The sequence below is a fragment of the Rhizobium sp. S96 genome, from assembly GCF_030382195.1.
In the GTDB taxonomy this organism is placed as follows: Bacteria; Pseudomonadota; Alphaproteobacteria; order Rhizobiales; family Rhizobiaceae; genus Rhizobium.
The window spans coordinates 328,066-354,541 of record NZ_JAUDRY010000026.1; the positions used below are offsets into that span (position 1 = coordinate 328,066).

Here is a 26,476-nt window from a genome sequence, read left to right on the forward strand (position 1 = left end):
TAATTTTGAAGTCGGGCAGGGTCTTGCCGTCGGCACCGCGTACCGACGAAAGTCATCCTTACAACGAGAAGGGCTCCGTGCATGGCAGATAAACCCCAAAAAGGCATCAAGCGTCGCGATCTGATCAAGGCCTCTATAACTACGGTCGGGGCAGCAACGGCGCTTTCGGCCAACACCATCCCAGTGGCTGCGCAAACCTCGTCCTCCACCGAGGCCGCGTCCGGAAAGGGAACGGTATATACCGGAGAAACAATCCAGGGAAAGAAAGTCGTCAGCGCGCTCGACGTCAACGACTTGGAGCCCGGCCGGAGGCACCAGCTGTACTTTCAGGGCGTGCAAATGCGTACCGGAGAGCACTGGTACGTGTCCGTAATCGCCGCCAGAGGCGCAAATCCGGGAAAACGCGTCGTCCTAACCAGCGGCGTGCACGGCGACGAAATGAGTTCGGTCCATACGGTCATGACCGTGATGAACCAACTCAATCCGGCACAGATGTCGGGGACGGTGATGGCAGTCACCGATATTTCGCGCCCGGCCATGTTGGCCATCCAGCGCAAATGGCCGAACTCGAGCAGGAGCATAGATCTGATCGATATGAACAGGGTGTGGCCGGGGAACGAGAGCGGCACTGCGCCCGACCGGCACGCCGCACTGGTATTCAACCGGCTCCTGCGGCCGAACGCGGACGCCGCGATCGACTTCCATACCGGGACGACAGGCTTCGAGGTCAGTGCATTTAATATTGCCGACATGGATGTGCCAGAGGTTAAGGCGATGGCCGATCTCTATCCGGTAAGCCAGATCCTCGATATGCCGCAACATGCCTTTCCCACAACCCTGCATAACGCGCTTCTTGCGGCGGGCGTTCCGGCGATCTGCCCGGAGGTCGGCGCCGCGCGCGCTTTGGACCTTCCGATGATCGCGCAGTTCGTAGAGGGGACAATGAACGTGCTCAAGCAGCACGGGATCATTGTCGGTCCAATGGGACGCACAGGCAAGGACGTGCGCGTCTTTATCGGTCGTGGCGCAGTCCCGATTGTCGCAACCGAGGGCGGGTTCCTTGAGCATCTGGTCGAGCTCAACGACAAGGTCGAGGCCGGCCAGAAGATCGCCATCCAACGCAACAGCTTCGGTGAAGTGGTCGCGGAATATACGAGCAGCGTGACCGGCGAGATTTCGGGCCTGCGCACCGACGTGATGTCCGAACCCGGCGACAACTTGGCGTTTATTCTGTTCGATAAGCCGGTTCCGAACGGCGAGGACACCTATCAGGAATAGTCAGCACGTACAGGCGACAACCCGCAAGCCGCTGTCAGTTCGGCGGCGTGCGACACGCCGGCCCTTGCCTTCTTGCCAATGCCCCAATTTGGAGTGCGATAATGTTGAGAAAACTATCGATCGCGGTAATTAGCCTCCTGCTGCTTGCATGCACTGGGCATGCAGAGCCCAGCACGTCGATTGGCGTGGGCAACCCTCACCCCGTTAGCGACTACACGTGTCAGGACGGCACGCATTTGGCTGTGCGCCTGTTCGGCGACCGCGCTTCGGTATCCGTCAACGGAGCGCCTGCGCTTGATCTGCCCGCCGTGGGGACAGAAGAAACGACTTATTCGAACGGCAGGTGGACGCTGGCCATCGTGCAGGGACGATTATCGTGGGGCGTCGGCCGCGCCGCGCCGTCTCCATGCACCAGCGGTTGAGCGTCACGCCGAAAGAAAATCAGTGTCGTAGTGTCCAACCAATTCGAACCTTCGACCAGTAGCATACGAACGGAAAATCAACAGAAACTCCGAGCCTTCACCTGATCGACATGAAGATGACGCAGCCACTTCTCGCAGGCCAACAGTTTGGGCTTGTCCCGCGGATCGGCTTTACGCCTGAGCGCAAACTCATCCTCTGCCTGTCGGCAGCTAAAATCTTCCTGCCCATCAGACGGGTCACTTCGATTTCTTCATGACCCATTAATAGATGATCTCGAAGAGATGGGCGCGATCGTCGCGGCGGTGCTCGAAGATCCCGAACGGTTCCTCGAGATCGCCAGCGCCGCCGTTTCCCGAGGCAACTTGATTTTTTCGGACGCGGCTGGACGGCCAATCTCTTATTCCCGATTTGGTAAGGCGGTCCTCGACGCGAATCCGTTCCTCGTAAAACTGACGGCAATGATGGACAATGGCCGCCTGGCCGGAACCGCAGATCTCAGAGTACTGGGGTGCTTAGTATGGCGGATGATTAGAGCGATCCCTGCGCCTTGCCGCCGAATTGCGTAAAGAAATTTCAGTGATCATCGCCTAAATAGTCTATAAATTCTGTAGACAATACCGGAATTTGATAGCCTCTGTCATCTTCATAGGGGGCCTGACAATGAGCGATATCATTCCTGAGACAAATCTTTTATCTCGCCGCACCGTGCTGAAGGCCGTGGGGACGGTCGGTGCGGTCGCCTCGATCGGCGCCTTCGCCGGTCGAGGCGGATACGCCATTGCCGGCAACCTCGACAAGATCAAGCTCGAATGGACGGAAGTGGCGGCCTGCCATTCGCCGGTTGGTTTCGGCCTCTCCAAGGGCATCTACACCAAGCACGGCCTCGACGTCGAACTGTTCTACCAGGGCGCCAGCGGTCAAACGCTGATCCAGTCGCTCGCGACCCACAAGGCGGAAGCCGGCCCGGGCCTGCTTTATGATTGGCTGAAGCCGATCGAACAGGGCTTCGACGTCAAGCTCTTCCACGGTTCGCATGGCGGTTGCCAGCGCCTGCTGGTCAAGAAGGACTCCGGCATCAAGTCGCTTGCCGATCTCAAGGGCAAGACGATCGGCACCTTCGACGCCGGTTCGCCCTCACGCGTCGCATTTTCCGTGGCGCTGGCAAAAGCCGGCATCGACCCCGAGCACGATGTGACATGGAAGGTCTTCCCCTTCGATCTCGTCGCCGAAGGCGTCGAGCGTGGCGAAGCGGATGCGGTCGCTCATATGGATCCCTGGGCCTATTCCTACGAAAAGCAGCACGATTTCCTGAAGATCTACGATACCCAGACGGGCATCTTCGAGGACCGCGTCTGCTGCGTGCTCGGCGTCAACGGCGATTACTATGAGAGCAACAAGGACGTCATCCGCCGCGTGGCCGCCGCCAACCTCGAAATTCACCAGTACACGGCCGAGCATCCTGACGAAGTCGCGAAGTGGTATTTCGACACGCTGAAGCCCGGACTGCCGCTCGAGGATCTGACTGAGGTCCTGGCGTCGCTCACCTATCACAAGAACTGGTTCGGCAAGGATCTGGTTGCGGAGGTTCGCGAGGGCTATGCGAACCTGAAGCTCACCGGCGTCATCGATCAGAGCACCGACCCCGATGAAATCGCCAACCGCGTCACGCTCGATATCTTTGCGTGAGGCCTGACCGATGACGGATGTCGTCCACAACAATGCGGCGGCGCTGGGTGAGCGGCATGCCGGTCTGTCCAGCTTCTTTTGGCGGGACGGCCTGCTTGCCGCCGTCACCTGGTTCTCGGCTGCAGCGATCACTTGGTTCCTGCCCGATGCCATCGTCTGGGGTGATACGGAAGCGTTCGCGATCCTCGCGGCAGCGGGCGGCGGCTTGTTCCTGCTGCTTGCACTCGTCGTGCCGCATGCGGCGGATTCGACACGAACGCTTACCTATTACGGACCGTGGTTCATCGTTATCGGAATATGGTTGGCGGCCTGGGAACTGGTCACCGCCAAGCTGGGCTGGCTCCCCAAGCCGTTTTTCTCACCACCTCAGGGGCTTCTGCATGTCTACCTGACCGACTGGAGCCGGCTACTGATCTGCATTGCCTACACCGGACGGCTCTGGATACTGGGTTTTGCCTCCGGCGTTGCCACCGGCTTCGTGGCCGGGGTTGCACTCGGCTGGTCCAAGCGATTCGCCTATTGGGGAATGCCAGTGCTGAAGCTGATCGGGCCGGTGCCTGCCAGCGCATGGATCCCCTGCACCTTCTTCATCTTCCCCTCGACCTTCCAGGCCAGCATCTTTCTCGTGGCACTCGCTTCGGGAATTCCCGTCGCGATCCTGACGGCTGCGGGCGTCGGACAGGTCAACCGGTCGCTTTATGACGTTGCCCGCACGCTTGGTGCGAACAACCGCTACCTGGTGTTCAAGGTGGCGATCCCGGCGTCCTTGCCGAACGTCTTCGTCGGCCTGTTCATGGGGCTCTATTATTCATTCGCCGTGCTCGTCGTCGCCGAGATGCTGGGCGCCAAGTATGGGCTCGGTTGGTATCTTCAGTTCAACACTGCCTATTCGGCCTATGCCAACGTTTATGCCGCCCTCATTGTCATGGCGCTTATCTGCGCCGGACTGGTGCGGCTGCTGTTCATCGTTCGCGAACGACTGCTCGGCTGGCAGAAAGGAATTCTCTGATGACTGTCGCCTTCCGACAAGAGGTGCCTGCCACGCAGAGCGTTCGTCTCGACATCGACAATGTCAGCCACGAATTCGACCTCGGAGAGACACGCCTGCCGGTTCTCTCGAACATCACGATCAATATCGAAGCGGGCGAATTCGTCGCGCTGCTTGGCCCGTCTGGCTGCGGGAAGTCGACCTTGCTGCGGCTGGCGGCTGGACTTGAAGCGCCGACGAAAGGCCGTTTGCTCGAGGACGATAGCGAGATCACCCATCCCGATCCCTCCCGTATCCTGGTGTTCCAGGACGCCACCCTTTTTCCCTGGCTGACGGTCTGGCGAAATGTGGCGACGGGTCTCGATGCGCGCGGCATCCTGAAGGATCACGAATATCGCGTCGACGACATACTGAAGCTCGTAAAGCTGGATGCCTTCTCTGAGGCCTATCCGCATCAGCTGTCCGGCGGCATGGCGCAGCGCGTCGCGATCGCGCGTGCGCTGGTCAACGACCCGAAATTGCTGCTGCTCGACGAACCTTTCGGCAAGCTGGACTCTCTTACCCGACTGAAGATGCAGAACGAACTGCTTCAGCTGTGGCAAAGATCGGGCTTTACCGCACTTCTCGTGACCCACGACGTGGAGGAGGCCCTCCTGTTGGCCGATCGCGTCATCGTCTTTGGCGACCGACCGGCGAGCATCATTGCCGACGTCAGGGTGGACAAGCCGCATCCCCGCCGCCGGGATGATCCAGCGCTGATCGCCCTGCGCCAGACCCTCCTTGAAAAGCTTGGGGTATCTCATGACGTCTGATCCCCGCCTCTCCGCCTTTGTGACCGCGCTCGGCGCCGTCATCCTGATCCTAGGCCTTGCATGGTGGTGGCTGGTGTTCCGCGAGGTCATCGCCAACGACTACATCAGCTACAGCCAAGCCGCGACCTGCATCGGCAGCGCCACCGACCTTTGCACCCTGGCGCAGGCGCTATGCAAGACGAACCACTGGCTCGGCATAAGCAAATATTCCTCGGTGGTTTTCTGGGCAGGGATCGCAACCTCGAGCCTTGGACTTGTCCTCCGCTCATCGCGCCGCCCGGCCTGAATACAAAAGAAGGATAGAAACATGACGGCTACGCCGAAGACACTTCCGATACTGGACCTCAAGCGCTTCGCAACGGATCATCCGGAACGGGATGAGGCACTGGCTGAATTGCGCGATGTCACCCGAACACTCGGCTTCTTCTATCTGACTGGGCATGGAATTCCTCAAGGGGAGATCGACGACCTGACGGCGCTGGCCAGACGCTTCTTCTCGCTTCCAGAAGAGAAAAAGCTGGAGATCGAAATGCGCAAGTCGCCGCATTTTCGCGGCTATAATCGCGCCGGTCTCGAATATACCCGGGGCACGCAGGATTGGCGCGAGCAGGTCGACTTCGGACCGGAGCGCGAAAAGCTGGCAATCGGGAAACGCGATCCGGCCTGGCAGCGCCTGATCGGCCCGAACCAATTTCCCTCGGCACTGCCGGAATTGCGCCCCTCGGTGCTCAAATGGATCGACGACGTCACCGCTGTCGGTCTGAAGGTGCTGCAGGCCTTTTCCGAAGCGCTCGGCCAGAAGCCCGACGTTTTTGCGCCGATCTATAGCAATGGTCCGAACCAGCTTCTGAAGATCGTGCGCTATCCCGGCCGCGACCAGACCGAAAGCGATCAGGGCGTCGGTGCGCACAAGGACGGTGGCTTTGTCACCATTCTGCTTCAGGATGTCGTCGGCGGCCTGCAGGTGGACGACGGCGAGGGCGGATGGATCGACGCACCGCCGATCCGCGGCACCTTCGTCATCAACGTTGGGGAGTTGCTCGAGCTCGCCTCCAATGGATATCTGAAGGCAAATATCCATCGCGTCGTCACGCCGGCGGCTGGCGGCGATCGTCTCTCGATCCCGTTTTTCCTTGGTGCCAATCTGGCAGCCAGCATTCCGGTGCTCGATTTGCCCCCAGCCCTGGCGGCGGAAGTGCGCGGCGTCACCCAGGATCCGCTCAACCCGTTGTTTCGCGAGGTTGGACGCAACGTGCTGAAGTCGCGGCTGCGCTCCCATCCGGATGTCGCGCGCGAACATCACGCCGACCTGCTCGAGGAACAGGAAAGGGAAACGACGGCCGCCTGAGCGGTAGCGTCTCAGTGAAATCGATCCACCCCGCGGCACTCAGTCGGCCGACGGGTTTTTGTGTCCAATCGGCAGCAACGAAACAGAGAAAGGCAACCAGCATGACGATTCGCACCCCGACTACCCCGGCTCCCGAAGTTGTGGCGTCGCCTGCCGGAGCGTCCGGCCCTCGCAGCCTGCGCCGGCACCCGGAGACAATCGCCCTTCATGGCGGCAGTTTCCGCTTCGATCCGACCACCGGCGCGATCGCTGTTCCGATCTACCAGACGACATCGTTTCAACTGCCTGGCACGGAAGGTGCGGACAAGCTTTTTGCGCTTGAGGCCGCCGGCCATCTCTACACGCGTGTGTCGAATCCAACGCAGGACGCATTCGAGCAGCGACTGGCGGAACTCGAAGGCGGGGCGGCAGCGCTCGCGCTCGGCTCCGGGCAGGCGGCGTCCGCCTTCGCGGTGCTCAATCTTGCGCGCGCCGGCGACAATATCGTCAGCGCCGCAGGACTTTATGGCGGTACATGGGCGTTGTTCGCGGCGACGCTGAAGAGCTTCGGGATCGAAACGCGTTTCGTCGATGCCGCCGATCCGGAGGCCTTTGCCCGGGCAACCGACGGCAGAACCCGCGCCTACTACGCCGAATCGCTGCCGAACCCCAAACTCGAGGTCTTCCCGATTGCCGAAGTTGCAGACATCGGCCGTCGCTTCGGCATTCCCCTCATCGTCGACAATACGGCCGCACCGCAGACTATCCGGCCACTCGACCATGGTGCGGCAGTCGTCGTCTATTCGACGACAAAGTATATCGGCGGACATGGGACGGCGATCGGCGGCGCGATCGTCGATGGCGGTAACTTCCCCTGGAGCGAGCAAGCGGAACGGCTGCCGACCCTGCATGAGCCCGACCCGAGCTACCAAAACAAGAGCTGGATCGAAAAAGCAGCGCTGATCGATTTTCATCCATATATCCTGCGCATCCGCGCCGTGCTGCTGCGCGATATCGGGGCACCCGTCAGTCCGCAGAATGCCTTCCTGTTTATCCAGGGGTTGGAAACCCTGCCGCTGCGGTTGCGCCAGCACAATGAGAACGCCATCAAGATCGCCGAATTCCTGAAGACGCACCCGAAGGTTTCGAAGGTCATCTTCCCGAAGTTTCAAACAGGCGTTGCCGCTGAACGGGCCAGCAAATACCTTCGGAATGGCTCGTTCGGAGCACTCGTCGGCTTTGAATTGAAAGCTGGCCGGGATGCCGGTCGCCGCTTCATCGACTCGCTTCAGCTTCTCTATCACGTTGCCAACATCGGTGATGCTCGCTCACTGGCGATCCATCCGTCGACCACCACGCATTCGCAGCTTACACCAGAGGATCAGTTGGCCGCAGGGGTTACGCCCGGCTACGTTCGCCTGTCGATCGGCATAGAACATGCCGACGATATCATTGCCGATATTGCGCAGGCACTCGAACTCGCCTGAGATCAGGGGTGGGATGCCCGGCATCCCGCCCCTATCGGAACGCCTGAAAAATGAGCAAACCGTTTCACAAACAGGCAGCGCTTTATAATAATCTATCTATTTTATAGACTATTTCTCCTTATTCTGGATGGCGCAGGCGGGTTCTGATCCTCCCAAGTCCGATCCGCCTGCGGTTGGGGACATCATTTTTAGGAGTATTTCATGCAAGCAATTTCCGCCATCCAGCGGCATTTGAAGGGTGTGGCCGGGGCCGCCATCGTCACCGCCGCAGCCTTGCTGCCTATCGCAGCCGAGGCAGGCCAGACGCTAGACAAGATCAAGGAACGTGGCGTGATCAAGGTCGGCGTCGGAACGACGCCCGGCTTCTTCACACCGGACAGCAACGGCCGCTGGCAGGGCTTTTTCGTCGATTTCGGTCGTGCGCTCGCGGTCACGGTCTTTAACAATCCTGACAAGGTCGAGTTCACGAATTCCTCGCCGCAGCAGCGTCTGCCGGCATTGCAGGCGGGCGAGTTCGATATCCTGCTTTCGGGCGTAACCGAAACCATCACTCGCGCCTTCAAGCTCGGCTTCCATTTTGGTCCCGTCGTCTTCTATGACGGCCAGGGCCTCCTCGTTCGCAAGGACCTTGGCGTCACCAAGGGCGAGGATCTCGACGGTGCAACGATCGGCGTGCAGAGCGGAACGACAGGCGAGCTGAATATTGCCGATTTCTTCCGCAAGACCGGAAAGAAGTTCACGCCCGTGACCATCGAGGAAACGAGCGAGTTCACCAAGGCACTTGATAGCGGCCGCGTCGATGCCCTGACGCAGGATTCGACCGATCTCGCCGCCAAGCGCACGCAGCTCAAGGCGCCGGATGACTATATCCTGCTGCCGGAGCGTCTGTCGAAGGAGCCTCTCGCCCCCGCCGTCCGCGCTGGAGATGATCAGTGGCTCGAGATTGTCAACTGGACGGTGTTCGCCACCATTCAGGCTGAGGAATTCGGTATCACCAAGGACAATGTCGATACCTTCCTGACCAGCGAGGATCCGGCAATCAAGCGCTTCCTCGGGGTCGACACGTCGCTTGGTGAAGCGATCGGCCTGGATCCGAAGTTTGCCTACAACATCATCAAGGCTGTCGGCAATTACGGCGAAATCTTCGAGCGCAACGTCGGCAAGGGCACACCGCTCAATTTCGATCGCGGCCTGAACCAACTCTGGACCAAGGGCGGCCTGATCTATTCGCCTCCGTTCCGGTGAGCCAGTGCTGTTGCGCTTGACATCACGTCATCGATCCGAACCGGGCTTGTCGAAGCCCGGTTTCTTGGCCTCCATCCGGGCGTGGGTGGGCCCCTCGCCGCTCACACAAGCGATGATCCTGATCCTCATCATCGCGGGCATTTTCTATCTCGGCAGCAATGTCGTTGAAACGATGCAAAGGCTGGGGCTCAAGCCCGGCTTTGCCTTCCTCGGCCAGCGCGCCAATTTCGAGATCGGCGAGAGCCTGATCAGCTATTCCTCCTCGGACACCTACGGCCGCGCACTGGTGGTGGGATTGCTCAATACCATCAATGTCGCTTTCTTCGGCTGCCTGATCGCAACCGCCTTCGGTGTCGTGCTCGGCATCGCCCGCCTCTCCGGCAATCTTGTGCTGTCATCCCTCGTGCGCGCCTACGTTGAGGTATTTCGTAACACGCCGCTTCTGTTGCAGCTTTTTCTTTGGAGTGCGATCTTCCACAGCCTGCCGTCCCCGCGGCGGGCAATCGAGGTTTCGCAGAGCATCTTCCTGACCAACCGCGGTGTCTTCATTCCGCGGTTCATCATCGAAGGACCATCTCCATTCGTCTGGTTGCCGCTCGCCTTGGCTGCCACCGGCATCACCATCTTTTCGATGCGACGTCTACTCGTTGGGCACCGCTTTTACGCAACCCGCATCGTTATGATCTCCGTCGCGGTCTTTGTGGCCGTCTGCTGGGCGGCAGGTGTTTCCGTCTCCAGCGAACTGCCTGCGCGGGGCGGCTTCAACATCAGCGGCGGCCTGTCGCTGACGCCGGAATTTGCCGGGCTTCTGACAGGTCTGGTGTTCAACGCAGCCGCCACCATCGCCGAAATCGTGCGAAGCGGCATCCAGTCGGTCGGAAGCGGTCAATGGGAGGCGGCGCGAGCGCTGGGATTGCGGCCAGGCCATATCATGCGGTTGATCGTGTTGCCGCAAGCGCTGCGGGTCATCACACCACTCATGACATCGAGTTATCTCGACCTGACGAAGAACTCGAGCCTTGCGGTTGCGATTGGCTTTCCTGACCTCGTCAGCGTTGCCAATACGACCGCCAATACCACCGGGCAGGTCCTGGAAGCGATTGCAATCATCGCGATCGCTTATCTGGCGCTCAATCTGGGCGTCTCCTTGCTGATGAATATCTACAACCGTCGCATCACGCGGAAGGACGCCCGGCGGAAATGAGCGAACTCCAGATCAGCCTCCCGAAGGTCCGCCGCCCCGCTATACCAACTGGCCTCTTCGACAGCAAATCCAACGGCGTCATCACCCTGTTGTGCCTTGCGGTTGTCATGTGGCTTCTGGTGCCGCTCTGGCGCTGGGCCATCACAGATGCTGTCTGGCGAGGTCTGGCGCAGGACTGCGCCGCAGACGGAGCGGGCGCTTGCTGGGCCTTTGTCGGCGTCAAGTTCCGTTTCATAGTCTTTGGCTTTTATCCGCCCGATCTGCAGTGGCGCCCTGCTCTCGTCATCCTCGGGATCGTGCTGCTACTTTTCGTGTCGGCCAAGCCGCGGTTCTGGAGCAACCGGCTCATCTTGCTATGGTTTCTCGCAATTCCCCTCGCCTGGCTGGTGATGGCCGGGCAGCTGGTCGGGCCAGCGGTTCCTACCAACCAATGGGGCGGGCTCCCGATCACCATCCTCGTATCGCTGGTCGGTCTTGCCGCGGCATTTCCCATCGCGCTTTTGCTGGCACTCGCACGCCGGTCCAACATGGCGATCCTGCGCCTCCTCGCAGTCGGCTTCATCGAATGCCTGCGTGGGGTTCCCCTCATCGCGGTCCTCTATGTGGCCATGCTGATCGTCCCGATGGCCCTGCCGGCGGATGCGCTGCTGGACAAGTTGCTGCGAGCGCAAGTCGGCATCACCCTCTTTGTCTCGGCCTATCTCGCAGAAGTCATTCGCGCCGGTCTTCAATCCATTCCGGCAGGTCAGACAGAAGCTGCGTACTCGCTCGGGCTCGGCTATTGGCGTACCGCCCAGCTGGTCGTGCTCCCGCAGGCGCTGCGGGCCGTCATTCCCGCCATTGTCAATCTGTCGATCGGCATCCTGCTGAATACATCGTTGCTTGCGGTCATAGGCATCTCCGACCTGTTGAATGCAGCAAAGACGGCGGCGGCCGACCCGAACTGGCTCGGCTTTTATACCGAGACCTTCATTTTTGCGGCTTGCGTGTACTTCGCCATTAGCTTTAGCGCGTCACGCTACAGTGGCTGGCTGGAAACCCGTCTGCGGGCTAGACGCTGACGAGCAGCAAGACATAGGCAATAACGGTCACCATCAACCCGGGAATTTTTGCCGCGCTCGACGGCGGCGAGAATGTCGGCATCTTCAAGATGCTAAATTCTATGCTCCCTCAGGCTTTGCCCCACCCGTGGGTCCTACCTTTACGTGATCTATTCTTGCTTTGCGCTGCTCGGATGAGCGCGTAACGCTACTCCCGGGGGTGGCATAACTTGAGGATCAATCACGTTCCGGCCGGATTTGTTGCGGATACACCGCGCCAAATTGCTGACGTCGACATTCCAATGGGAGACGCTGCGATAGATCCCGAAATGAAAGACCAGGATATTGATAGCGGCGATCCCGATGAGCTAGAGCGTCCACGGTACCGCAATGCTTGAGGCTAAGCTCAACGCGACTGCGAAGGCGACTGATGGAAGTCACCGGGATGCTGCGGTCGACGCCCAGAAGTCTAGCGTGATGTGATGCTTCCACCGCGGCTGTTTGTTAGCCGCTGCTCTTAAACCAGATCGAGCCGTCAGATCCAACAGTGGCTAAGCCTTTCATTTTGTGAGTAATAGTGGACCGCGACTAACGTGGCGTAGTTGGGGTAAATCGTCCGGGCCGCCCATTCGAAACCCTGGCCGGTCGGGTCAGCCACATGGTAGATCCTCCCAATTTTTCGGCCACAAGCTTATGACTGTTTTTGTCCTGTTTTATATGTGAGCCAGCACGAAAGCTGGCCAGCGGTTCCCGTTAGGTTTTGTCCCCATAGATACGCGAACCGATGGCACGAACATTCAACGCATGGCTCTATCAGCTATTTAAGCTCCATCATCGTGATGCCGTGCGCTTTGCCTCACGACTTGTCGGCAATAGGGACAGCGGCGAGGAAGTGGTTCAGGATGCCTATCTGAAGCTCGCAGGGCGCCAATCGACGACACCCGTCGAACATCCAAGGAGCTATCTGTTCACGGCGACACGTCATGCAGCGATCGACTTTACCGATCGCCAGCGGCGCGAATGGCAGCGTCGAGTGGATTTCGAGAGCCTCGACGAGGCCAGTCTTGCGGACAATTCGGCCGAGCGCATGGACATGCAGCGCGATCTCGCCAAGCTCGCCGTCTATCTCAATGCGCTCCCCGCATCCTGCCGGCAGGCATTCGTCATGAACAAGCTGCAGGGCTACAGCCATCCGGAAATCGCTGCTACTCTCGGCGTCTCCGTCAGCATGGTGGAAAAGCATATCGTGCGCGCCCTGCTGCACTGCCGTGAGTTCCTGCGCCGCGACGAGGAATTTTGAGATGGCGCGTATTGTGGATTTTCCTCGCTTTTCCGGTCTAACCAGATGAACGGCACTCCAAACCTGGACACAATGATGACCGAGTCGCAGAACGAGAAACCGGATCTTGCCGAACAGGCCCTCCATTGGATCGTTCGGCTGCATTCCGGCACAGCTCGTGATGGCGATGTTACAGAATACGAGGCGTGGCAGCAGGAAAGCACTGCGCATGCCGATGCTGCCCGCGAGGCAGAGCAACTCTGGTCAGTGATGGGCAAGCTCTTCGTTGATCGCAACAGCGGGCGGGTTTTGGCCGCACCGCCGCCGGCGTCCGGGATTAGCCGTCGCGGCGCACTTTCCCTGCTGCTGTGTCTCGGGGCTATAGGCACTTCGGGAGCTCTCTGGAGCTCGGGGGTGCTTGGCCGCCTGACCGCGGACTACACCACGGAAACGGCCAGCCCGGAACTGATTACGCTTCCGGATGGTTCGCGTGTCTATATGAACGCCCGCTCCGCCCTTGATGTCGATTTCACCGAGCAAATGAGACGCGTGCGGCTGCTGGCCGGACAGGCCTATTTCGAAGTGACGTCGAATGCTGCCCGCCCCTTCGAGGTCATGGTCGACGATACGTCCTTCCGTGCGCTAGGCACGGCCTTCGACATTGCGAGGGATCTGCCCGAAGCAAGAGCCGAGCTTTCTGTCACACACCACAGCGTCAGGGTTCGTAGCAGTCTTGGCGAGACTTTGGATGTGCAGGAGGGAGAGATCCTGCGCGTCGACAGGCAAGGCCATATCGGACAGGCGACCAAATCGGATGTTTCGACGTTCGCTGCCTGGCGTGATGGGCAATATATCGCCGAGAGGCGCTCGCTGGAGGAAGTCGTTGCCGCCCTTTCGGCATGGCACCGGGGCTTCATCGTGATCACCGATGCGAAGCTCAAGCAACTGAAAATCAATGCAGTGCTCGATCTGCGTGACGCAAACGGGTCCCTCGACGCGCTGCAGGGCGGATTGCCCCTCAGGGTACGCCATGTCTCGAATTATTTTACAGTGATTTCAGCGACCTAACAAAAGGCGAAAATTTTTCCACCTAATCATTGAGGATTTTACTCAGCTTTCGGGTCTCAACACATGACGGGACGAACGGGGGTTTCGTCGTCGATCCGCATGAAGGGGTATTGTGTTGAGATTTTCGGGACGAAACAAATTGCTTGCAACTGCGCTCGTCGCCTCGGTGGCCGCGCTTTCACTATTGTCGAGCCAGCCGGCCTTGGCACAACAATCCACCACGGGCAGGACACAGCCGGGATCCTATAATATTCCAGCACAGCCCTTGAGCAGCGCGCTCGCCAGTTTCGCGCGCACCAGCGGATTGAAGATCGCCTATCCTGCCTCCATTACGCAGGGCAAAACCTCCAGTGCCGCCGTCGGGCCCTACACCCGTACCGATGCCTTGAAGCAGATCCTGTCCGGTAGCGGACTTTCCTACAGTTTTACCGGCGACAACGCGGTAACAGTCTTCGATCCACGCCAGACGGACGCAGGCCGCATCAATACGGATGGCGCAACCGCTCTCGAAACGCTCGTGATTGCCGGCGATCCCGGGACAACCGAAGGGACCGGGTCCTACACAACAGGCCAAATGGCAACCGCAACCGGCCTGCCGCTTTCCATTCGCGAGACCCCGCAATCCGTTTCGGTTATTACCCGTCAGAGGATTGAGGACCAGGACCTGCGCAGCGTCGAAGACGTGGTCGTGAACAGCCCTGGTGTCATCTTCAAGAAGAAGGGCATCGCCGACGACAATGACAAGGGCCTGTTTGCCCGTGGCCTTGAGATCGAGAACTTTCAGGTCGATGGCGTCAACGTCAACAAAAACCTCAATTCGCTCAGTCTCGACACCGAGATCTATGACCATATCGAGATCGTCCGCGGCGCAAACGGCTTGCTCAGCGGTGCCGGCAGCCCTTCGGCGACCGTAGATCTGATACGCAAACGCCCGACATCCGATTTTCAAGCGTCCGTCGAAGGCACAATCGGGTCCTGGAACACCCACCGCGGAACCTTCGATGTTAGCGGCCCGATCTCGGAAGATGGCGGCCTTAGGGGTCGCGGCGTCGGCGCATTTCAAGAGGGCAATAGCTACATCGACCGGCTGACGCAGAAATCGCAGGCACTATACGGTGTTCTGGAAGCCGATATTGATGACCGTTCGATGCTGACCTTTGGCGGCGAATACCAGAACAAGGAATGCAGGGCTTGCGGCTACTTCGGCGCACCGGCCTATTTTTCTGACGGCACGCCCGCAGTATTCGACCGGTCCTTCAACTCGGCCGCGAACTGGAGCCGCCAGGACCGCACGCGCTACAGCGGGTTCGTCGAGTTCGAGCACGAGTTTGAAAACGACTGGAAGCTCACCGCAACCGGCACCTACATCTATGAAAACAACGACCGTACCTATGGCTGGTTCAGCCGCAACGGCTACGCGGACAAGGATACCGGCGCGGGATCGAGCCTTTGGGTTGCCAAATGGCCTATCCCAACGAAGCAGGCGAGTTTCGATGGCAGAGTCGAAGGTCCCGTGGAAATGTTTGGCCGCGAACACGATCTCGTCTTCGGTGTGAATGCATCCCGCACGCGCGCCGATTATGCCATGTATCCGCTTTGGACAGTGCCCGGTTTCGACGCCTCGATCCCGAATATCTTTAACTGGAACGGCGACTTCCCTGAGCCGGAATGGACGACGACCGGCACGCGCTACTATACGCTGACGCAATACTCTGCTTACGGCGCCGCTCGTCTCAAGCCGACAGACGATCTCTCCGTTATCCTCGGTTCACGCATCAATTGGTACGATCAGGACTCGACCTACGACTATATCGCCTGGGGCCCCTACCCGGATGCCATCAAGGAGAGCGGCGTCTGGGTTCCCTATGCCGGCGTTGTCTACGATCTTACAGACAGCCTCCCGGCCTACGCCAGCTACACCAGCATCTTCCAGCCGCAGTCCGTGATGGACGTAAGCGGGCAAACGCTGCAGCCGGTCACTGGCGATACCTATGAAATCGGCATGAAGGCCGCACTGTTCGACGAACGATTGAACGCCAGCGTCGCTCTTTTCCGTACCAAACAGGACAACTACGCTGTCGCCGACGGCAATCTCACTCCCACCGGTGATGACGCTTATGTCGCAGCGAATGGCGCTGTCATTCGTGGCATCGAACTCGAACTCTCCGGCGAGATCCTGCCCGACTGGCAGGTACAGGCGAGCTTCACCCATGCCAGCACTCACCTGCCGGATGGCTTCAATATCAGCGTTGGCGTTCCCCAGAATTCGATGAAGCTCTTCACCTCCTATCGCCTGTCGGGCGAATGGGAAAAGCTCACCGTCGGCGGTGGTGTCCGCTGGGAAAGCTCCAGCAGCTTCACCCAGAAGAACGGCACGTTTCCGGATGGCGTGACGACGAAGCAGGATGCCTTCTTCGTGGTCGACCTGATGGCCAAGTACGACTTCACCGAGAACGTGGCCGCAAAACTCAACATCCACAACCTCTTCGACAAGAAGTACTACGCCAGCACCAACATCTACAGCAACGTATATGGCGATCCGTTGAATGCGACGCTGTCACTTAGTTACAAGTTCTGAGGAAGATGCCGGCTACCGCTAAAATTCGGTAGCCGGCCTTTTGTTGCCATGACCCTACGACACGACCCAAGCAGGCGGCAATTTCTGACGGCACTGATAGGCTATTCGGGATTGCTTTCGACAGGAACCCCCTCTCTCGTTTTCGCAACGGGAGAGAAACCGTTTCCGATCGACATCCACCACGCGCTTGGAACGACCCGAATTAACGCGGAGCCAAAACGTATCGTCACCCTTGGCTGGAATGGCGAGGATGCCGTGCTGGCGCTTGGTCGTGTGCCTGTCGGCATGCACCGATACGGCCTGTTCGAGCGTGGTATCCTTCCCTGGAACGAAGCCTATCTCAGGGGCCAGACACCCGAGCTTCTGCAATCGGGCATACTTGACTACGAAGCGATCGCCGCGCTCGAACCGGATGTGATCCTGGCCATCAAGACCGGTATCAACGAAATCGAATGGCAGCGGCTGTCCAGTATTGCGCCAACCGTTGTCTACGCTTCGGCTCCATGGAAAGCAGACTGGCGCGAGCAGATGGTCATGACGGGACTGGCGCTGGGCGAACCGCAAAAAGCCCGCGATCTGATTGAAGGCACGGAAAAACAACTTCGTGACCTTGCCGCAACCCACCCTGACCTGAAAGGCAAGACCTTCATCTTTGGCAGCTATTTCCCGGGTGAAGGCACGCTCGGCGTCTATTTCGCCCGCGATCCGCGTGTCCGCGAACTTGTCGCCATGGGACTTCGACTGGCACCGGGCATTGAGGCTTTGATGGCAACAGAGCCCGATGCCAACGGTACCGGCGTGAGCCTGGAGGAACTCGATCGCATCGACGCCGATGTGTTGATCGTCTGGTATGGCCCCGGTGCGCGCGCTGACGCGGAAGGCCAGCCGCTGTTCAAGGCTTTCGGGCCTGTGCGGCGAGGCGCCTACATCGCGCTCGATGATCCCGTTTCCGTCTGGGCAACATCCGCCGTCAGTGTTTTGTCCATTCCTTATGCCTTCCCGAACTTTGTCGAGCGTATTGCCGCTGCGGCCACGAAAGGGCAATGACATGGTCGAAGAGCCGGAATTTCACGTCGCCACCGTTCATTCGAAGAGACACATTAGCCCATCCATGATCCGCGTGGTGCTCGGTGGAGATGGTCTGCGCAGCTTCGCGAGTTGCGGCGGGCTGGATGAATTCGCATGGCTTAGTTTTCCGCAAGGAGATGCGCCGCTCGCCGATGCGCCGGGCCGCTATTACACCGTCCGCCATTGGGACGGCGCAGCAGGTAGGATGACAGTCGACTTTGTGTCCCACGAGGGCGGTATCGCCTCCACATGGGCACGCCTTGCCGAACCCGGAGATCGGCTGGGTGTACTCAAGCCGCGCTTCCGCTACGTCCCGCCGGCCGATTCCTGTTGGGTCGTTCTACTCGCCGACGCGACGGGGTTGCCGGCCGTTGGGCGCATCATCGAAGAGCGCCCATCCGCGGTCCCAGTCATCGCACATGTCGAGATCAACAGCATCGAAGATCGCCAGGATTTTTCAGCCGATGGATATCATTGCCATTGGCATCCAAGCTTCAACCATGACGGGCGAGCGAGCAGGCTCTCCGAGATCGCCGTGGAACTGGAACTCCCACAGGGGCCCGGCTACGTCTGGGTTGCCGGCGAGGCCAGCGAAGTTGCCGCCTGCCGTCGGCATTTTCGTGACACGCTGGGACTCCCGCGGGAGCGGCTGACCTCGATCGGTTACTGGATCCACGGGCAGGCCCGATCATGATCATGAGCGCTCCGTCCAGCCGGTTGGCCGCTCGTCCTGCGCGGACACTGCTTCCAGCGGTGGCCGTCCTTGCCCTGCTGCTCCTGCTGCTCTCGATCGCAAGCCTGATGCTGGGCGCGCGGCCTGTCTCGCTTCCCGTACTCAACGCCGCCCTCCTGCACTATGATCCCGATGTGACCGAACAGATCATCGTGCGCGATTATCGTTTGCCGCGAACGGTCCTTTGTATCCTGTGTGGCGCGGCCTTCGGGACCGCCGGCGCTCTGATCCAGGCGGTAACCCGCAACCCACTTGCCGATCCCGGCATTCTCGGCGTCAATGCTGGCGCAGCTTTCGCGGTCATTCTGGCCGTCGGTATATTTTCGCTAGCATCGATCGAAGCCTTTGTCTGGTTCGCGCTCACCGGAGCGGCCATCGCCGGATTAGTCGTCTATGTGATCGGCACGTCCGCCGGCGGCGCGACCCCGGTTCGCCTGCTCCTCACAGGTGTCGCCCTGTCGGCCGTACTGGGTGGTATCGGCTCCTCGATAATCCTGCTCGATCCGCAAGCCTTCGACAGCATGCGTCATTGGCAGGTTGGAACGGTCGGCGGACGCAACATGAATGTTGCCGTCACCGTTGCGCCGTTCATCGTACTCGGCCTTGGCCTTGCGCTCGCCGTCACACCTGCGCTGAACGCCGCCATCCTCGGCGACGATGCCGCCCGAGCTCTGGGGCTAAATCTGATCAGACTGCGCGTTGCCGTGGTGGTCGCCGTGACCTTGCTTGCCGGTGCGGCAACCGCGGCCGTCGGCCCCATCACCTTTATCGGTCTCATGGTTCCCCATGCGGTGCGCTGGCTGGCGGGGCCAGACCAGAGACGGATCGTTCCACTCACTATGCTCGGTTCGGCCATGCTCCTGCTCGCCTCCGATATTGCCGGCAGGCTCGTCATTTTTCCCGATGAGCTGGAAGCCGGGATCGTGGTGGCATTCCTTGGCGCACCGGTTCTCATCGCGCTTGCCCGCAGCGCAAGGACGACCGCGCTTTGAAAACGCTGACCTGCCGCCTGCCAAGACGAGGTTCAAATGCCGGTTCCCGGCTTTCCTTCCGTACCCCGGCACGAACAGTTTGGGCTTCGCTCGGCCTTCTTTTCGTGCTCATCGCTGTTGGTCTTTTCACTTTGACCGCAGGCCGATTCAACGTCGGCATGATGGATGTTGTGGACGCCCTGTCCGGGCGCGGTGCGGAGAGGACCAGAATGATCGTCGTCGAGTGGCGCTTGCCTCGCCTCCTGCTCGCTGGTCTTCTCGGCGCGGCTCTCGGTTTGAGCGGTGCGATCTTTCAATCCTTGACGCGTAACCCGCTCGGCTCGCCCGATATCATGGGCTTTGCAGCCGGTGCTCATACCGGTGCGCTATTGGTCATCCTGCTGTTTGCAGGCGGCTATTACCTGACTGCGGCAGGAGCCATTGCTGGCGGGTTAGCCACTGCAACGCTCGTCTATGTCTTTGCCGGAGCCGGCGGCAATCACGGTTTCCGCCTGATCGTGATCGGGATAGGCACGTCCGCCATGCTCTCCGCTTTGAACGCATGGATGATCCGCAGGGCCGATCTCGATGTCGCCATGGGAGCCGCATTGTGGTCCGCAGGATCCCTGAACGGTCTGGGCTTCGAGCAGCTTGTACCCGCAGCCATTCTTCTGGCGTTATTGGCAATACCCATCATCGCGCTGGCCCGGCCTATGCGACAAATGGAACTGGGTGAGGATGTCGCGCTTGCCTCCGGCATTGCAACCACGAAAAGCCGCCTTGGGCTCACCTTGTGCGGCGTCGCGCTCACCGCCATCGTGACCGCGGTCGCAGGGCCGATCTCGTTTGTTGCGCTGGCTGCCCCGCAGATCGCCCACCGCCTTGCACTATCTTCCGGCACGTCGCTGCTGCTCTCGGGACTGATGGGCGCGGTGCTCCTCACCGCCGCGGATGCCGCGGCACAGCACGCCTTTGGACTCCAACTCCCCGTCGGGGTCATGACGGTGAGTGTCGGCGGCTTCTATTTCCTATGGCTTCTCATCCGCGAGGGACGGCGATGACGATAGAACAAGCACCGCATCTTGCCGCGCAATCCATAACCCTCGGCTACAAGGAAAAAACGATCTGTCGTGATCTGTCGCTTGCCGTGCAGCCGGGTTCGTTCACGGTGATCATCGGCCCGAATGCCTGCGGAAAGTCCACCCTGCTGCGCGCGCTCGCACGTCTGCTTGTGCCTGCCGAGGGCAGCGTTCTTCTCGATGGACAGGACATCGCTCGCCTGCCGACGAAGAGCGTCGCCCGTCGCCTCGGGCTGCTGCCGCAATCCTTTGCCGCCCCTGATGGCATCACCGTTTCCGAACTCGTCGGGCGAGGCCGTTATCCGCATCAATCCTTTCTCCGGCAATGGTCGGCGGCGGACGAAGAGGCCGTACATGCCGCCATGACGGATACCGACATTGCGGGCCTTGCCAATCAACCGGTCGATACACTTTCGGGAGGTCAGCGCCAACGGGCTTGGGTCGCAATGGCACTCGCACAGGAAACATCGCTGCTCCTTCTCGATGAACCCACGACATTCCTGGATATCGCCCACCAGATCGAGCTTCTCGATCTCTTCGAGGCGCTGAACCGGAAAGGCCGGACGATTGTTGCCGTGCTTCACGATCTCAACCAGGCCTCCCGCTACGCCTCACATCTCGTCGCAATGAGGGAGGGGACGATCGTCGCGGAAGGCGCTCCCGCAGCAATCGTGACGCCGGAAATGATCAAATCCGTCTTCGATCTGGATAGCGTAGTCTTCCCAGATCCGGTCACTGGATCGCCTCTTGTCGTGCCGAGCCGTCGACCTAACAGTTCGGCGTGCCCCTGCGAAATTGCGTCGGAAGGCTGATCGGTCGTATTTCCCCACCTGATCTGAAACTCAACGAGGCATGGGTGTTGTTGATAGGCGCGCGCGGTCACTCGATCGCGTAAAACGTTTCGGGAGACCGGATCAACATTCTTGATAATAGTTGATAAAGGGCCGATCTTTTCTCCATCACATTAGATGGAGGACCGCATGATCAGTGCCGATTTGGGAAAACAGCTCGAAAGCTATATCCAGCAACTCGTCGATACCGGTCGCTATGGTTCGAAAAGCGAGGTCCTGCGTGAAGGTGTGCGACTGGTCCAGGATCGCGAGACCCGTCTCACCGCGCTGAATGCTTCCATCAGGCGCGGCATTGCCGATGCGGAGGCCGGCCGAACGAAACCGGCGAGCGATGTCTTCGACCGTCTCGACGCCAAATATCGTGCGATGGCTGACAAGGCCGAAAAATAAGCATGATCCTTGAGTTCTCCAGCGAGGCGGAAAACGACCTTGAGCAGATCGCCGATTATATCGCTGAGCATAATCCACTGCGCGCGATATTGTTAATTCGGGAGTTGCAGAGCAAGCGTGAGGAACTGGTCGATAGTCCGAACGGCTTCGCCCTCGTCCCCCGCTACGAGCACCATGGTATTCGTCGTCGCGTTTATGGCAACTATCTGATCTCCTACCGCGTCGAAACCGGAACGGTGGTCATCATCCATATCTTACATGGCGCCACCGACTATGGGGCCGCCCTGTTCGACGAATGAAGCGAACATATCGATCTGGGTTATCTCGTGCATTAAAGCAAAGCTGAAGCGGCTACTCTGTGCATCTCTACGTCATCGTGCAGATCAGCCATCCGCAACCGTTCTTGCATTTGATGGGAAACTAAGCGGCGCCAGTTCGCGCCTGAGCTGGAAACCCGCCGCCAACTGGTTGTCAATCGGATTATTTCGACGAGGACCAGTCTGCATCGGCACTCAGCATCCATGGATATGAATAGGCCGCGAAACGCTCTGCGATCTCAGCCGCATCGGGCGTCTTGCTCGCCACGCCGGCAATCAGCGCCTCGATAAGCCCCAGGATCGCAGTGTCGGATGGCGGATTGTATTCGTGGTAGGCTTCGACAAAAAGCGAAACGTCGGCAACCTTCGCAAGCGGAGATTTCAGCGTGTCGGTGATGGCAAGCAATGGAATGCCATGGCGCTTTGCATGACGCGCGACAACGACGGTATCGCGCATGTAGAGCGAAAAGGCGATCGCGATCACCAGGTCGTCGGGCCCGAACTTGAACAATTGCCGGGCTGCACCCACCGCCCCTCCGCCGTTTTCGATCACACGAACATTCGCTCCGGTCAGTTCCAATCCACATGCCAGGATGCCCGACAGATGCGCGGCGTTCTCGAATCCCGCCACGAATATCCGCTTTGCCTTGCAGATCATGTCCACGGCTTCTTCGGCGCGCGTGCTTGTCAGATTGCGGATCGTAGCCTCGAGATTGGCGATGTCCTCGCGCATCGAGGCAACCATCACTTCATAGGTCGGATTGCCTTCGGCAACCTTCTGCTTCAGGCGCTCGACCGGAGCAAAGAGGGTCTCGAATCCCCGGATCAGTTCGGCACGAAACTCAGCATAGCCGGAGAAGCCTATGGCTGTTGCAAAGCGGTTCGCCGTCGCGACCGATACGCCGACGGTTGCGACGGCATCGTGAATACTCATGCGCGCAAGGCGAAGCGGTTCCGCCAGCACGAAATCCGCGAACTGCCGCAGCGCACTGGACAGTTCCGGATAGTGTTTTTCAATGCGCTCCGCGACCAAAGTCTGCGAGGGAAGTCCGCCTGTCATGCGTCCGCCATTCGTCTCCAAAATTTCGTTCCCGCGGCTCTTGAAATATTTATTACATCGTTTTACGTTGAATGTAATAAAAATAATAATCCGCTCTCTCTCGGGGAGGAAGCTTGCCCTCAACGCAGCTTCGGAGCTATCGAAATATGCCGTTATCCGCCACTTTGTCTCCAAGTCGGCGCCAGGTTCTGAAGGGTGCTGCAGGCGCAGCATTCAGCTTGGCTTTTGCCGGTCCATCGCTTGCAGCTGACCTAAAGCCTGTCACCACCGCCTTGGGATGGATCCCCAATGCCGAATATGCCGGCCTGTGGATTGCCATGGAGAACGGTTACTTCGCCCAAGAAGGGATCGACATCAAATATACGCCTGGCGGCCCGAATGCTCCCGGCGTCCTGGTGCAGCTTGCCGCGGGCAAGGCGGATTACGCAGGCTCGGATTGGATCCCGTTTCTGGAGACGGTCGAAAAGGGCAACGACTTCGTCATTCTTGGCGCCTCCTACCCAACGAGCCCGGCCGCGATCCTGTCGCTCGCCAAGCGACCGATCCTCGAACCGAAGGATCTCGTCGGCGCCCGTATCCTCAGCCAGATGCCGGCGGATAAGAACACTGTCGATTACATCCTGACGAAAGCAGGTCTCCCGCTCGAGTATACGCTCGTGCCCACCGGCTTTTCGCCCGAACCGCTGCTGGCAGGCGATGGTGACGCCTACTTCGCATTCGCGACCAACCAGCCGATCACGCTCGAAAACATGGGCATGAAAGAGGGGACCGACTTCCACGTCACACTGATGGACAAGCTCGGCTATTCGACGCCGGCCGGCATCATCGTTGCCAAGAAGTCCTACGTCGCCGAGAACCGGCCGCTCGTCGTCGGCTACCTCAAGGCCTTGATTCGCGGCTGGAAAGAGAACGCCAAGGACCCGAAGGTCGCAGCCGAGGCGATCGTCAATAAGTACGGGTCGGACTACGGGCTCGAACTTGCCCAACAGATCAGGCAGAACGAACTCGGCACACCATTGATCCAGGCACCGGGCACACCTGGACCATTCTGGTTCGACCCGGCCGTGGTGCAGACAACGATTGCCAAGATTGCTCAGGCAGCGGGCCACCAAACAATCCCTCCGACCGAAAAAATCGTGGATCTCGGACCGCTTCAGGACGCGATTGCCGCTCTCTGATTGATCTCCTCTTGGAAGGCGAGAGTGCCGCCGGCAGGCCGTGCTCACGCCCCCATCATGAAACGAAGAATTGACGAATGCATAACCCTGCAATCCGCCTGGACCATGTCGACAAGACATTCAGCCTTGATAGCGGACAGCCGCTACGCGCGCTTGATACGATTGATCTCAGCATCGCCAAAGGCGAGTTCGTGGCGGTGCTTGGCCCTTCCGGCTGCGGCAAAAGCACGATCCTGAGGCTGGTGGCTGCCCTTGATGCGCCGTCGAAAGGTCGCGTGACCATCAATGGCGCATCGCCAAAGGAGCTCAGCAGTGCCCATAGATTGGGTGTTGCGTTTCAGGATCATGCGCTGCTGCCGTGGCTGAACATTTTCGAGAATATCGCCTTGCCTTTCCAGGTCGCGGGAAAGCCGGCCGACCGGACACGAATTGCAAATCTGCTGTCACTGGTCGGCCTTGGTGGCTTCGAGAAAGCCCGCACACGTGAGCTTTCGGGCGGCATGCGCCAGCGCGCCTCCATTGCTCGCGCTCTGGCGCTTCATCCCGATGTCCTGCTGCTCGACGAACCTTTTGGCGCATTGGATGCAGTGACGCGCCGACAGATGAATATCGAGCTGCAGAGCATCTGGCAGGCCGAAGGCATTACCACCTTGCTGGTGACACATTCGGTCGACGAAGCCCTTTTTCTTGCCGACCGCATCATTGTGATGAGCGGGCGCCCAGGCCGCATCATTCGCGATATCACGGTTCCATTCGCCCGCCCACGTCTACCATCCGTGATGCGTGATCCCGCCTTTCATGCGCTGACTGATGAGCTGACGCTCGCGCTGGAACCGTCGGGGTCCGGCAGCCAATGACAGCCAGTCGCAATCAATCCCCCACGCGCTTTCTGCTGGGCCTGATCGGTATCCTCCTGTTTTTCGGCCTTTGGCAACTGATCGGGACATACAAGCTGGCGGGTATGACCTGGCCGACGCTGACGTCGGTGTTGTCCTTCATCGCCGATCCGGCCCGCAGGCCGCTCCTGCTGCGAGCGACCACGGCAAGCTTCTCGTCGGTCGCGATCGGTTATAGTCTCGGTGTGCTGATCGGTTTGATCCTTGCGGCAGTGAGCCTCATTCTGGCCTCGGTAAAGCCAGGTCTTGATCGTCTGGTTGCGCTGATCCACGCGGTACCGCCAATTGCACTCGCTCCCGTGTTCATGACCCTGTCCTCAAGAGACGCGACGCCTGTGGCACTGTGTGCGCTTGGCGTCTTCTACTTGATCTATATCGCGGCAACGTCGGGATTCGGTGCCACCTCGGAGGCTCATCGCAGCCTGTTCCAGACACTCGGCGCTGGTCCTTTCGCCACGGTGTTGCGGCTCTATCTTCCTTCGGCGCTGCCCTCCCTGATCTCGGGATTGAAGCTTGCCATCCCTGTTGCGTTCATGGGCGAGATTGTCGGCGAGTGGTTTGGTGCCTCGCGGGGTCTCGGCCTGCTGATGGTCAGCGGAATGCAGAATTTCCAGATACCGCTGCTCTGGAGCGCGGTTCTCATCACCACCGCGACCTCGCTCATCCTGTTCGCATTGATGGGAGTTGCCGAACGGTTCGTGGAGGAGCGTTTCAGATGAACGACCCGAAACAGACAGGTGGCACCCGAATTTCGATATTTCTCTCCAAATACTGGGGTGCAATAGCCCTCATCCTGGCGTGGCAGCTTTGGGTGTCGCTCGGAGAGTTGAACGCTGTCGTGGTCCCAGGCCCCGTGGCTGTGGCAGCCGACATCTTCTTCAATCCCGGCCTCTATGTCAGAAATGGCGCGGAGACATTTCTTGTCGCGGTGGCTGGCCTCATTGCGGGCTTTGTCGCCGGCGTGCTTATCGCGATAGCGGCCTGGGCGTCGCGCATCCTGAATGGGCTGCTTACGCCGCTGGGTCTCGTCTTCTCGTCCATTCCTGTTGTTGCTCTCATTCCCATCATTGCGCGGCTTTTGGGTTACGACATCAGCACCGTCATCGCTATCGTCGCAATATCGGCCTTCTTTCCCACATTCATCTTCGCGGGGTCCGGTCTTCAGTCACTGCCGGCGGGTAGTTCCGACCTGTTTCGGGTGATGGGCGCGAGCCGATGGCAGACGTTCCTGCGGCTGGTGCTGCCATCGGCCGTGCCCAACATCATGATCGCCATCCGATTGATCGCCCCGGAAGCGGTGCTGGCCGCGATCCTTGCCGAACTCCTGATGGGAACATCCGGACTTGGCTTCCTGTTCCGCGAGGCGTCGAGCCGGTTCGCCATGGACCGCGCCTTCGGCACCTCGATCATCGCGACCATCATCTCCGTGACCTGTTTCGGCTTGGCGCTCGCCGCCGAACGCGCCGTGGCGCGTCGCTGGAAATAACCATTCAATGATCTCAATGAAGGAGTTCTGAC

Annotated in this window: 25 protein-coding genes; 24 read left to right on the forward strand and 1 reads right to left on the reverse strand. The window is 59.6% G+C overall.

The window, feature by feature from the left end:
- Positions 1-81: 81 nt before the first annotated feature.
- The 20 genes from QTL94_RS21820 (at position 82) to QTL94_RS21915 (ending at position 21,806) form a co-directional block, all read left to right on the forward strand.
- Positions 82-1,278, forward strand: a complete 1,197-nt coding sequence (locus tag QTL94_RS21820) for a succinylglutamate desuccinylase/aspartoacylase family protein (RefSeq protein WP_289803091.1) — start codon at positions 82-84, stop codon at positions 1,276-1,278.
- Positions 1,279-2,361: 1,083 nt separating this feature from the next.
- Positions 2,362-3,387 carry an ABC transporter substrate-binding protein gene (locus QTL94_RS21825; protein ID WP_065691937.1) on the forward strand — a complete coding sequence of 342 codons (1,026 nt, stop codon included), beginning with the start codon at positions 2,362-2,364 and terminating at the stop codon, positions 3,385-3,387.
- Between the two features lie 10 nt (positions 3,388-3,397).
- Positions 3,398-4,396 carry an ABC transporter permease gene (locus QTL94_RS21830; RefSeq protein ID WP_065691936.1) on the forward strand — a complete coding sequence of 333 codons (999 nt, stop codon included), beginning with the start codon at positions 3,398-3,400 and terminating at the stop codon, positions 4,394-4,396.
- The gene (locus tag QTL94_RS21835; RefSeq protein WP_065691935.1) at positions 4,396-5,187 is read left to right on the forward strand and encodes an ABC transporter ATP-binding protein; all 792 of its coding nucleotides are present in this window, start codon (positions 4,396-4,398) and stop codon (positions 5,185-5,187) included. Before QTL94_RS21830 ends, QTL94_RS21835 begins: the two co-directional genes overlap by 1 nt.
- The gene (locus QTL94_RS21840; RefSeq protein WP_065691934.1) at positions 5,177-5,473 is read left to right on the forward strand and encodes a hypothetical protein; all 297 of its coding nucleotides are present in this window, start codon (positions 5,177-5,179) and stop codon (positions 5,471-5,473) included. The genes QTL94_RS21835 and QTL94_RS21840 overlap by 11 nt, the downstream gene beginning before the upstream one ends.
- 21 nt (positions 5,474-5,494) lie before the next feature.
- A complete protein-coding gene (locus QTL94_RS21845; protein WP_065691933.1) occupies positions 5,495-6,535 on the forward strand; it encodes an isopenicillin N synthase family dioxygenase in 1,041 nt (346 codons plus the stop codon).
- A 101-nt stretch (positions 6,536-6,636) separates the two neighbouring features.
- Positions 6,637-8,001, forward strand: coding sequence for an O-acetylhomoserine aminocarboxypropyltransferase/cysteine synthase family protein (locus QTL94_RS21850; RefSeq protein WP_065691932.1), 1,365 nt, complete (start codon positions 6,637-6,639; stop codon positions 7,999-8,001).
- Positions 8,002-8,202: 201 nt separating this feature from the next.
- The gene (locus QTL94_RS21855; RefSeq protein WP_065691931.1) at positions 8,203-9,246 is read left to right on the forward strand and encodes an amino acid ABC transporter substrate-binding protein; all 1,044 of its coding nucleotides are present in this window, start codon (positions 8,203-8,205) and stop codon (positions 9,244-9,246) included.
- A gap of 46 nt (positions 9,247-9,292) precedes the next feature.
- Positions 9,293-10,450 (forward strand): amino acid ABC transporter permease, encoded by a 1,158-nt coding sequence (locus tag QTL94_RS21860; protein WP_065691930.1) that lies wholly within the window; start codon positions 9,293-9,295, stop codon positions 10,448-10,450.
- Positions 10,447-11,511 (forward strand): amino acid ABC transporter permease, encoded by a 1,065-nt coding sequence (locus QTL94_RS21865; protein WP_065691929.1) that lies wholly within the window; start codon positions 10,447-10,449, stop codon positions 11,509-11,511. The genes QTL94_RS21860 and QTL94_RS21865 overlap by 4 nt, the downstream gene beginning before the upstream one ends.
- A gap of 763 nt (positions 11,512-12,274) precedes the next feature.
- Positions 12,275-12,790 carry a sigma-70 family RNA polymerase sigma factor gene (locus QTL94_RS21870; RefSeq protein ID WP_065691928.1) on the forward strand — a complete coding sequence of 172 codons (516 nt, stop codon included), beginning with the start codon at positions 12,275-12,277 and terminating at the stop codon, positions 12,788-12,790.
- A gap of 75 nt (positions 12,791-12,865) precedes the next feature.
- The gene (locus QTL94_RS21875; RefSeq protein WP_065692227.1) at positions 12,866-13,837 is read left to right on the forward strand and encodes a FecR family protein; all 972 of its coding nucleotides are present in this window, start codon (positions 12,866-12,868) and stop codon (positions 13,835-13,837) included.
- A 139-nt stretch (positions 13,838-13,976) separates the two neighbouring features.
- On the forward strand, positions 13,977-16,415 hold the full coding sequence (locus QTL94_RS21880; RefSeq protein WP_289803092.1) for a TonB-dependent siderophore receptor: 2,439 nt from the start codon (positions 13,977-13,979) through the stop codon (positions 16,413-16,415).
- 111 nt (positions 16,416-16,526) lie between these two features.
- Entirely contained in the window at positions 16,527-17,462 is a 936-nt protein-coding gene (locus QTL94_RS21885) for an iron-siderophore ABC transporter substrate-binding protein (protein WP_289803093.1), read from the forward strand.
- 1 nt (position 17,463) lies between these two features.
- Complete coding sequence (locus tag QTL94_RS21890; RefSeq protein WP_158007274.1) at positions 17,464-18,177, forward strand: siderophore-interacting protein; 714 nt, start codon at positions 17,464-17,466, stop codon at positions 18,175-18,177.
- Positions 18,174-19,208, forward strand: coding sequence for a FecCD family ABC transporter permease (locus tag QTL94_RS21895; protein WP_065691924.1), 1,035 nt, complete (start codon positions 18,174-18,176; stop codon positions 19,206-19,208). The genes QTL94_RS21890 and QTL94_RS21895 overlap by 4 nt, the downstream gene beginning before the upstream one ends.
- A 104-nt stretch (positions 19,209-19,312) precedes the next feature.
- Positions 19,313-20,248 (forward strand): FecCD family ABC transporter permease, encoded by a 936-nt coding sequence (locus QTL94_RS21900; protein ID WP_289803099.1) that lies wholly within the window; start codon positions 19,313-19,315, stop codon positions 20,246-20,248.
- Positions 20,245-21,078, forward strand: coding sequence for an ABC transporter ATP-binding protein (locus QTL94_RS21905; protein ID WP_065691923.1), 834 nt, complete (start codon positions 20,245-20,247; stop codon positions 21,076-21,078). Before QTL94_RS21900 ends, QTL94_RS21905 begins: the two co-directional genes overlap by 4 nt.
- Before the next feature lie 168 nt (positions 21,079-21,246).
- Positions 21,247-21,507 (forward strand): type II toxin-antitoxin system ParD family antitoxin, encoded by a 261-nt coding sequence (locus tag QTL94_RS21910; RefSeq protein ID WP_289803094.1) that lies wholly within the window; start codon positions 21,247-21,249, stop codon positions 21,505-21,507.
- A gap of 2 nt (positions 21,508-21,509) precedes the next feature.
- Positions 21,510-21,806 (forward strand): type II toxin-antitoxin system RelE/ParE family toxin, encoded by a 297-nt coding sequence (locus QTL94_RS21915; protein ID WP_065691921.1) that lies wholly within the window; start codon positions 21,510-21,512, stop codon positions 21,804-21,806.
- A 181-nt stretch (positions 21,807-21,987) separates the two neighbouring features.
- Here QTL94_RS21915 and QTL94_RS21920 read toward each other — a convergent pair whose 3' ends face one another.
- Positions 21,988-22,884: a MurR/RpiR family transcriptional regulator gene (locus QTL94_RS21920; protein WP_065691920.1), complete on the reverse strand. Its 897-nt coding sequence runs from the start codon at positions 22,882-22,884 to the stop codon at positions 21,988-21,990.
- Positions 22,885-23,030: 146 nt separating this feature from the next.
- Here QTL94_RS21920 and QTL94_RS21925 point away from each other — a divergent pair, with 146 nt between their 5' ends.
- From QTL94_RS21925 to QTL94_RS21940, 4 genes are all read left to right on the forward strand, one after another.
- Positions 23,031-24,062, forward strand: a complete 1,032-nt coding sequence (locus tag QTL94_RS21925; protein WP_065691919.1) for an ABC transporter substrate-binding protein — start codon at positions 23,031-23,033, stop codon at positions 24,060-24,062.
- A 77-nt stretch (positions 24,063-24,139) separates the two neighbouring features.
- Positions 24,140-24,919: an ABC transporter ATP-binding protein gene (locus QTL94_RS21930; RefSeq protein WP_065691918.1), complete on the forward strand. Its 780-nt coding sequence runs from the start codon at positions 24,140-24,142 to the stop codon at positions 24,917-24,919.
- Complete coding sequence (locus tag QTL94_RS21935; RefSeq protein ID WP_065691917.1) at positions 24,916-25,677, forward strand: ABC transporter permease; 762 nt, start codon at positions 24,916-24,918, stop codon at positions 25,675-25,677. Before QTL94_RS21930 ends, QTL94_RS21935 begins: the two co-directional genes overlap by 4 nt.
- Positions 25,674-26,444 (forward strand): ABC transporter permease, encoded by a 771-nt coding sequence (locus QTL94_RS21940; protein WP_065691916.1) that lies wholly within the window; start codon positions 25,674-25,676, stop codon positions 26,442-26,444. Before QTL94_RS21935 ends, QTL94_RS21940 begins: the two co-directional genes overlap by 4 nt.
- Positions 26,445-26,476 lie beyond the last annotated feature (32 nt).

Excerpts from the sequence above, each read along its gene's own strand:
- QTL94_RS21820 (WP_289803091.1), top strand. The coding sequence starts at position 82 with ATGGCAGATAAACCCCAAAAAGGCATCAAGCGTCGCGATCTGATCAAG.
- QTL94_RS21825 (WP_065691937.1), top strand. The coding sequence starts at position 2,362 with ATGAGCGATATCATTCCTGAGACAAATCTTTTATCTCGCCGCACCGTG.
- QTL94_RS21830 (WP_065691936.1), top strand. The coding sequence starts at position 3,398 with ATGACGGATGTCGTCCACAACAATGCGGCGGCGCTGGGTGAGCGGCAT.
- QTL94_RS21835 (WP_065691935.1), top strand. The coding sequence starts at position 4,396 with ATGACTGTCGCCTTCCGACAAGAGGTGCCTGCCACGCAGAGCGTTCGT.
- QTL94_RS21840 (WP_065691934.1), top strand. The coding sequence starts at position 5,177 with ATGACGTCTGATCCCCGCCTCTCCGCCTTTGTGACCGCGCTCGGCGCC.
- QTL94_RS21845 (WP_065691933.1), top strand. The coding sequence starts at position 5,495 with ATGACGGCTACGCCGAAGACACTTCCGATACTGGACCTCAAGCGCTTC.
- QTL94_RS21850 (WP_065691932.1), top strand. The coding sequence starts at position 6,637 with ATGACGATTCGCACCCCGACTACCCCGGCTCCCGAAGTTGTGGCGTCG.
- QTL94_RS21855 (WP_065691931.1), top strand. The coding sequence starts at position 8,203 with ATGCAAGCAATTTCCGCCATCCAGCGGCATTTGAAGGGTGTGGCCGGG.
- QTL94_RS21865 (WP_065691929.1), top strand. The coding sequence starts at position 10,447 with ATGAGCGAACTCCAGATCAGCCTCCCGAAGGTCCGCCGCCCCGCTATA.
- QTL94_RS21870 (WP_065691928.1), top strand. The coding sequence starts at position 12,275 with ATGGCACGAACATTCAACGCATGGCTCTATCAGCTATTTAAGCTCCAT.
- QTL94_RS21875 (WP_065692227.1), top strand. The coding sequence starts at position 12,866 with ATGACCGAGTCGCAGAACGAGAAACCGGATCTTGCCGAACAGGCCCTC.
- QTL94_RS21890 (WP_158007274.1), top strand. The coding sequence starts at position 17,464 with ATGGTCGAAGAGCCGGAATTTCACGTCGCCACCGTTCATTCGAAGAGA.
- QTL94_RS21895 (WP_065691924.1), top strand. The coding sequence starts at position 18,174 with ATGATCATGAGCGCTCCGTCCAGCCGGTTGGCCGCTCGTCCTGCGCGG.
- QTL94_RS21905 (WP_065691923.1), top strand. The coding sequence starts at position 20,245 with ATGACGATAGAACAAGCACCGCATCTTGCCGCGCAATCCATAACCCTC.
- QTL94_RS21910 (WP_289803094.1), top strand. The coding sequence starts at position 21,247 with ATGATCAGTGCCGATTTGGGAAAACAGCTCGAAAGCTATATCCAGCAA.
- QTL94_RS21915 (WP_065691921.1), top strand. The coding sequence starts at position 21,510 with ATGATCCTTGAGTTCTCCAGCGAGGCGGAAAACGACCTTGAGCAGATC.
- QTL94_RS21920 (WP_065691920.1), bottom strand. The coding sequence starts at position 22,884 with ATGACAGGCGGACTTCCCTCGCAGACTTTGGTCGCGGAGCGCATTGAA.
- QTL94_RS21925 (WP_065691919.1), top strand. The coding sequence starts at position 23,031 with ATGCCGTTATCCGCCACTTTGTCTCCAAGTCGGCGCCAGGTTCTGAAG.
- QTL94_RS21930 (WP_065691918.1), top strand. The coding sequence starts at position 24,140 with ATGCATAACCCTGCAATCCGCCTGGACCATGTCGACAAGACATTCAGC.
- QTL94_RS21935 (WP_065691917.1), top strand. The coding sequence starts at position 24,916 with ATGACAGCCAGTCGCAATCAATCCCCCACGCGCTTTCTGCTGGGCCTG.
- QTL94_RS21940 (WP_065691916.1), top strand. The coding sequence starts at position 25,674 with ATGAACGACCCGAAACAGACAGGTGGCACCCGAATTTCGATATTTCTC.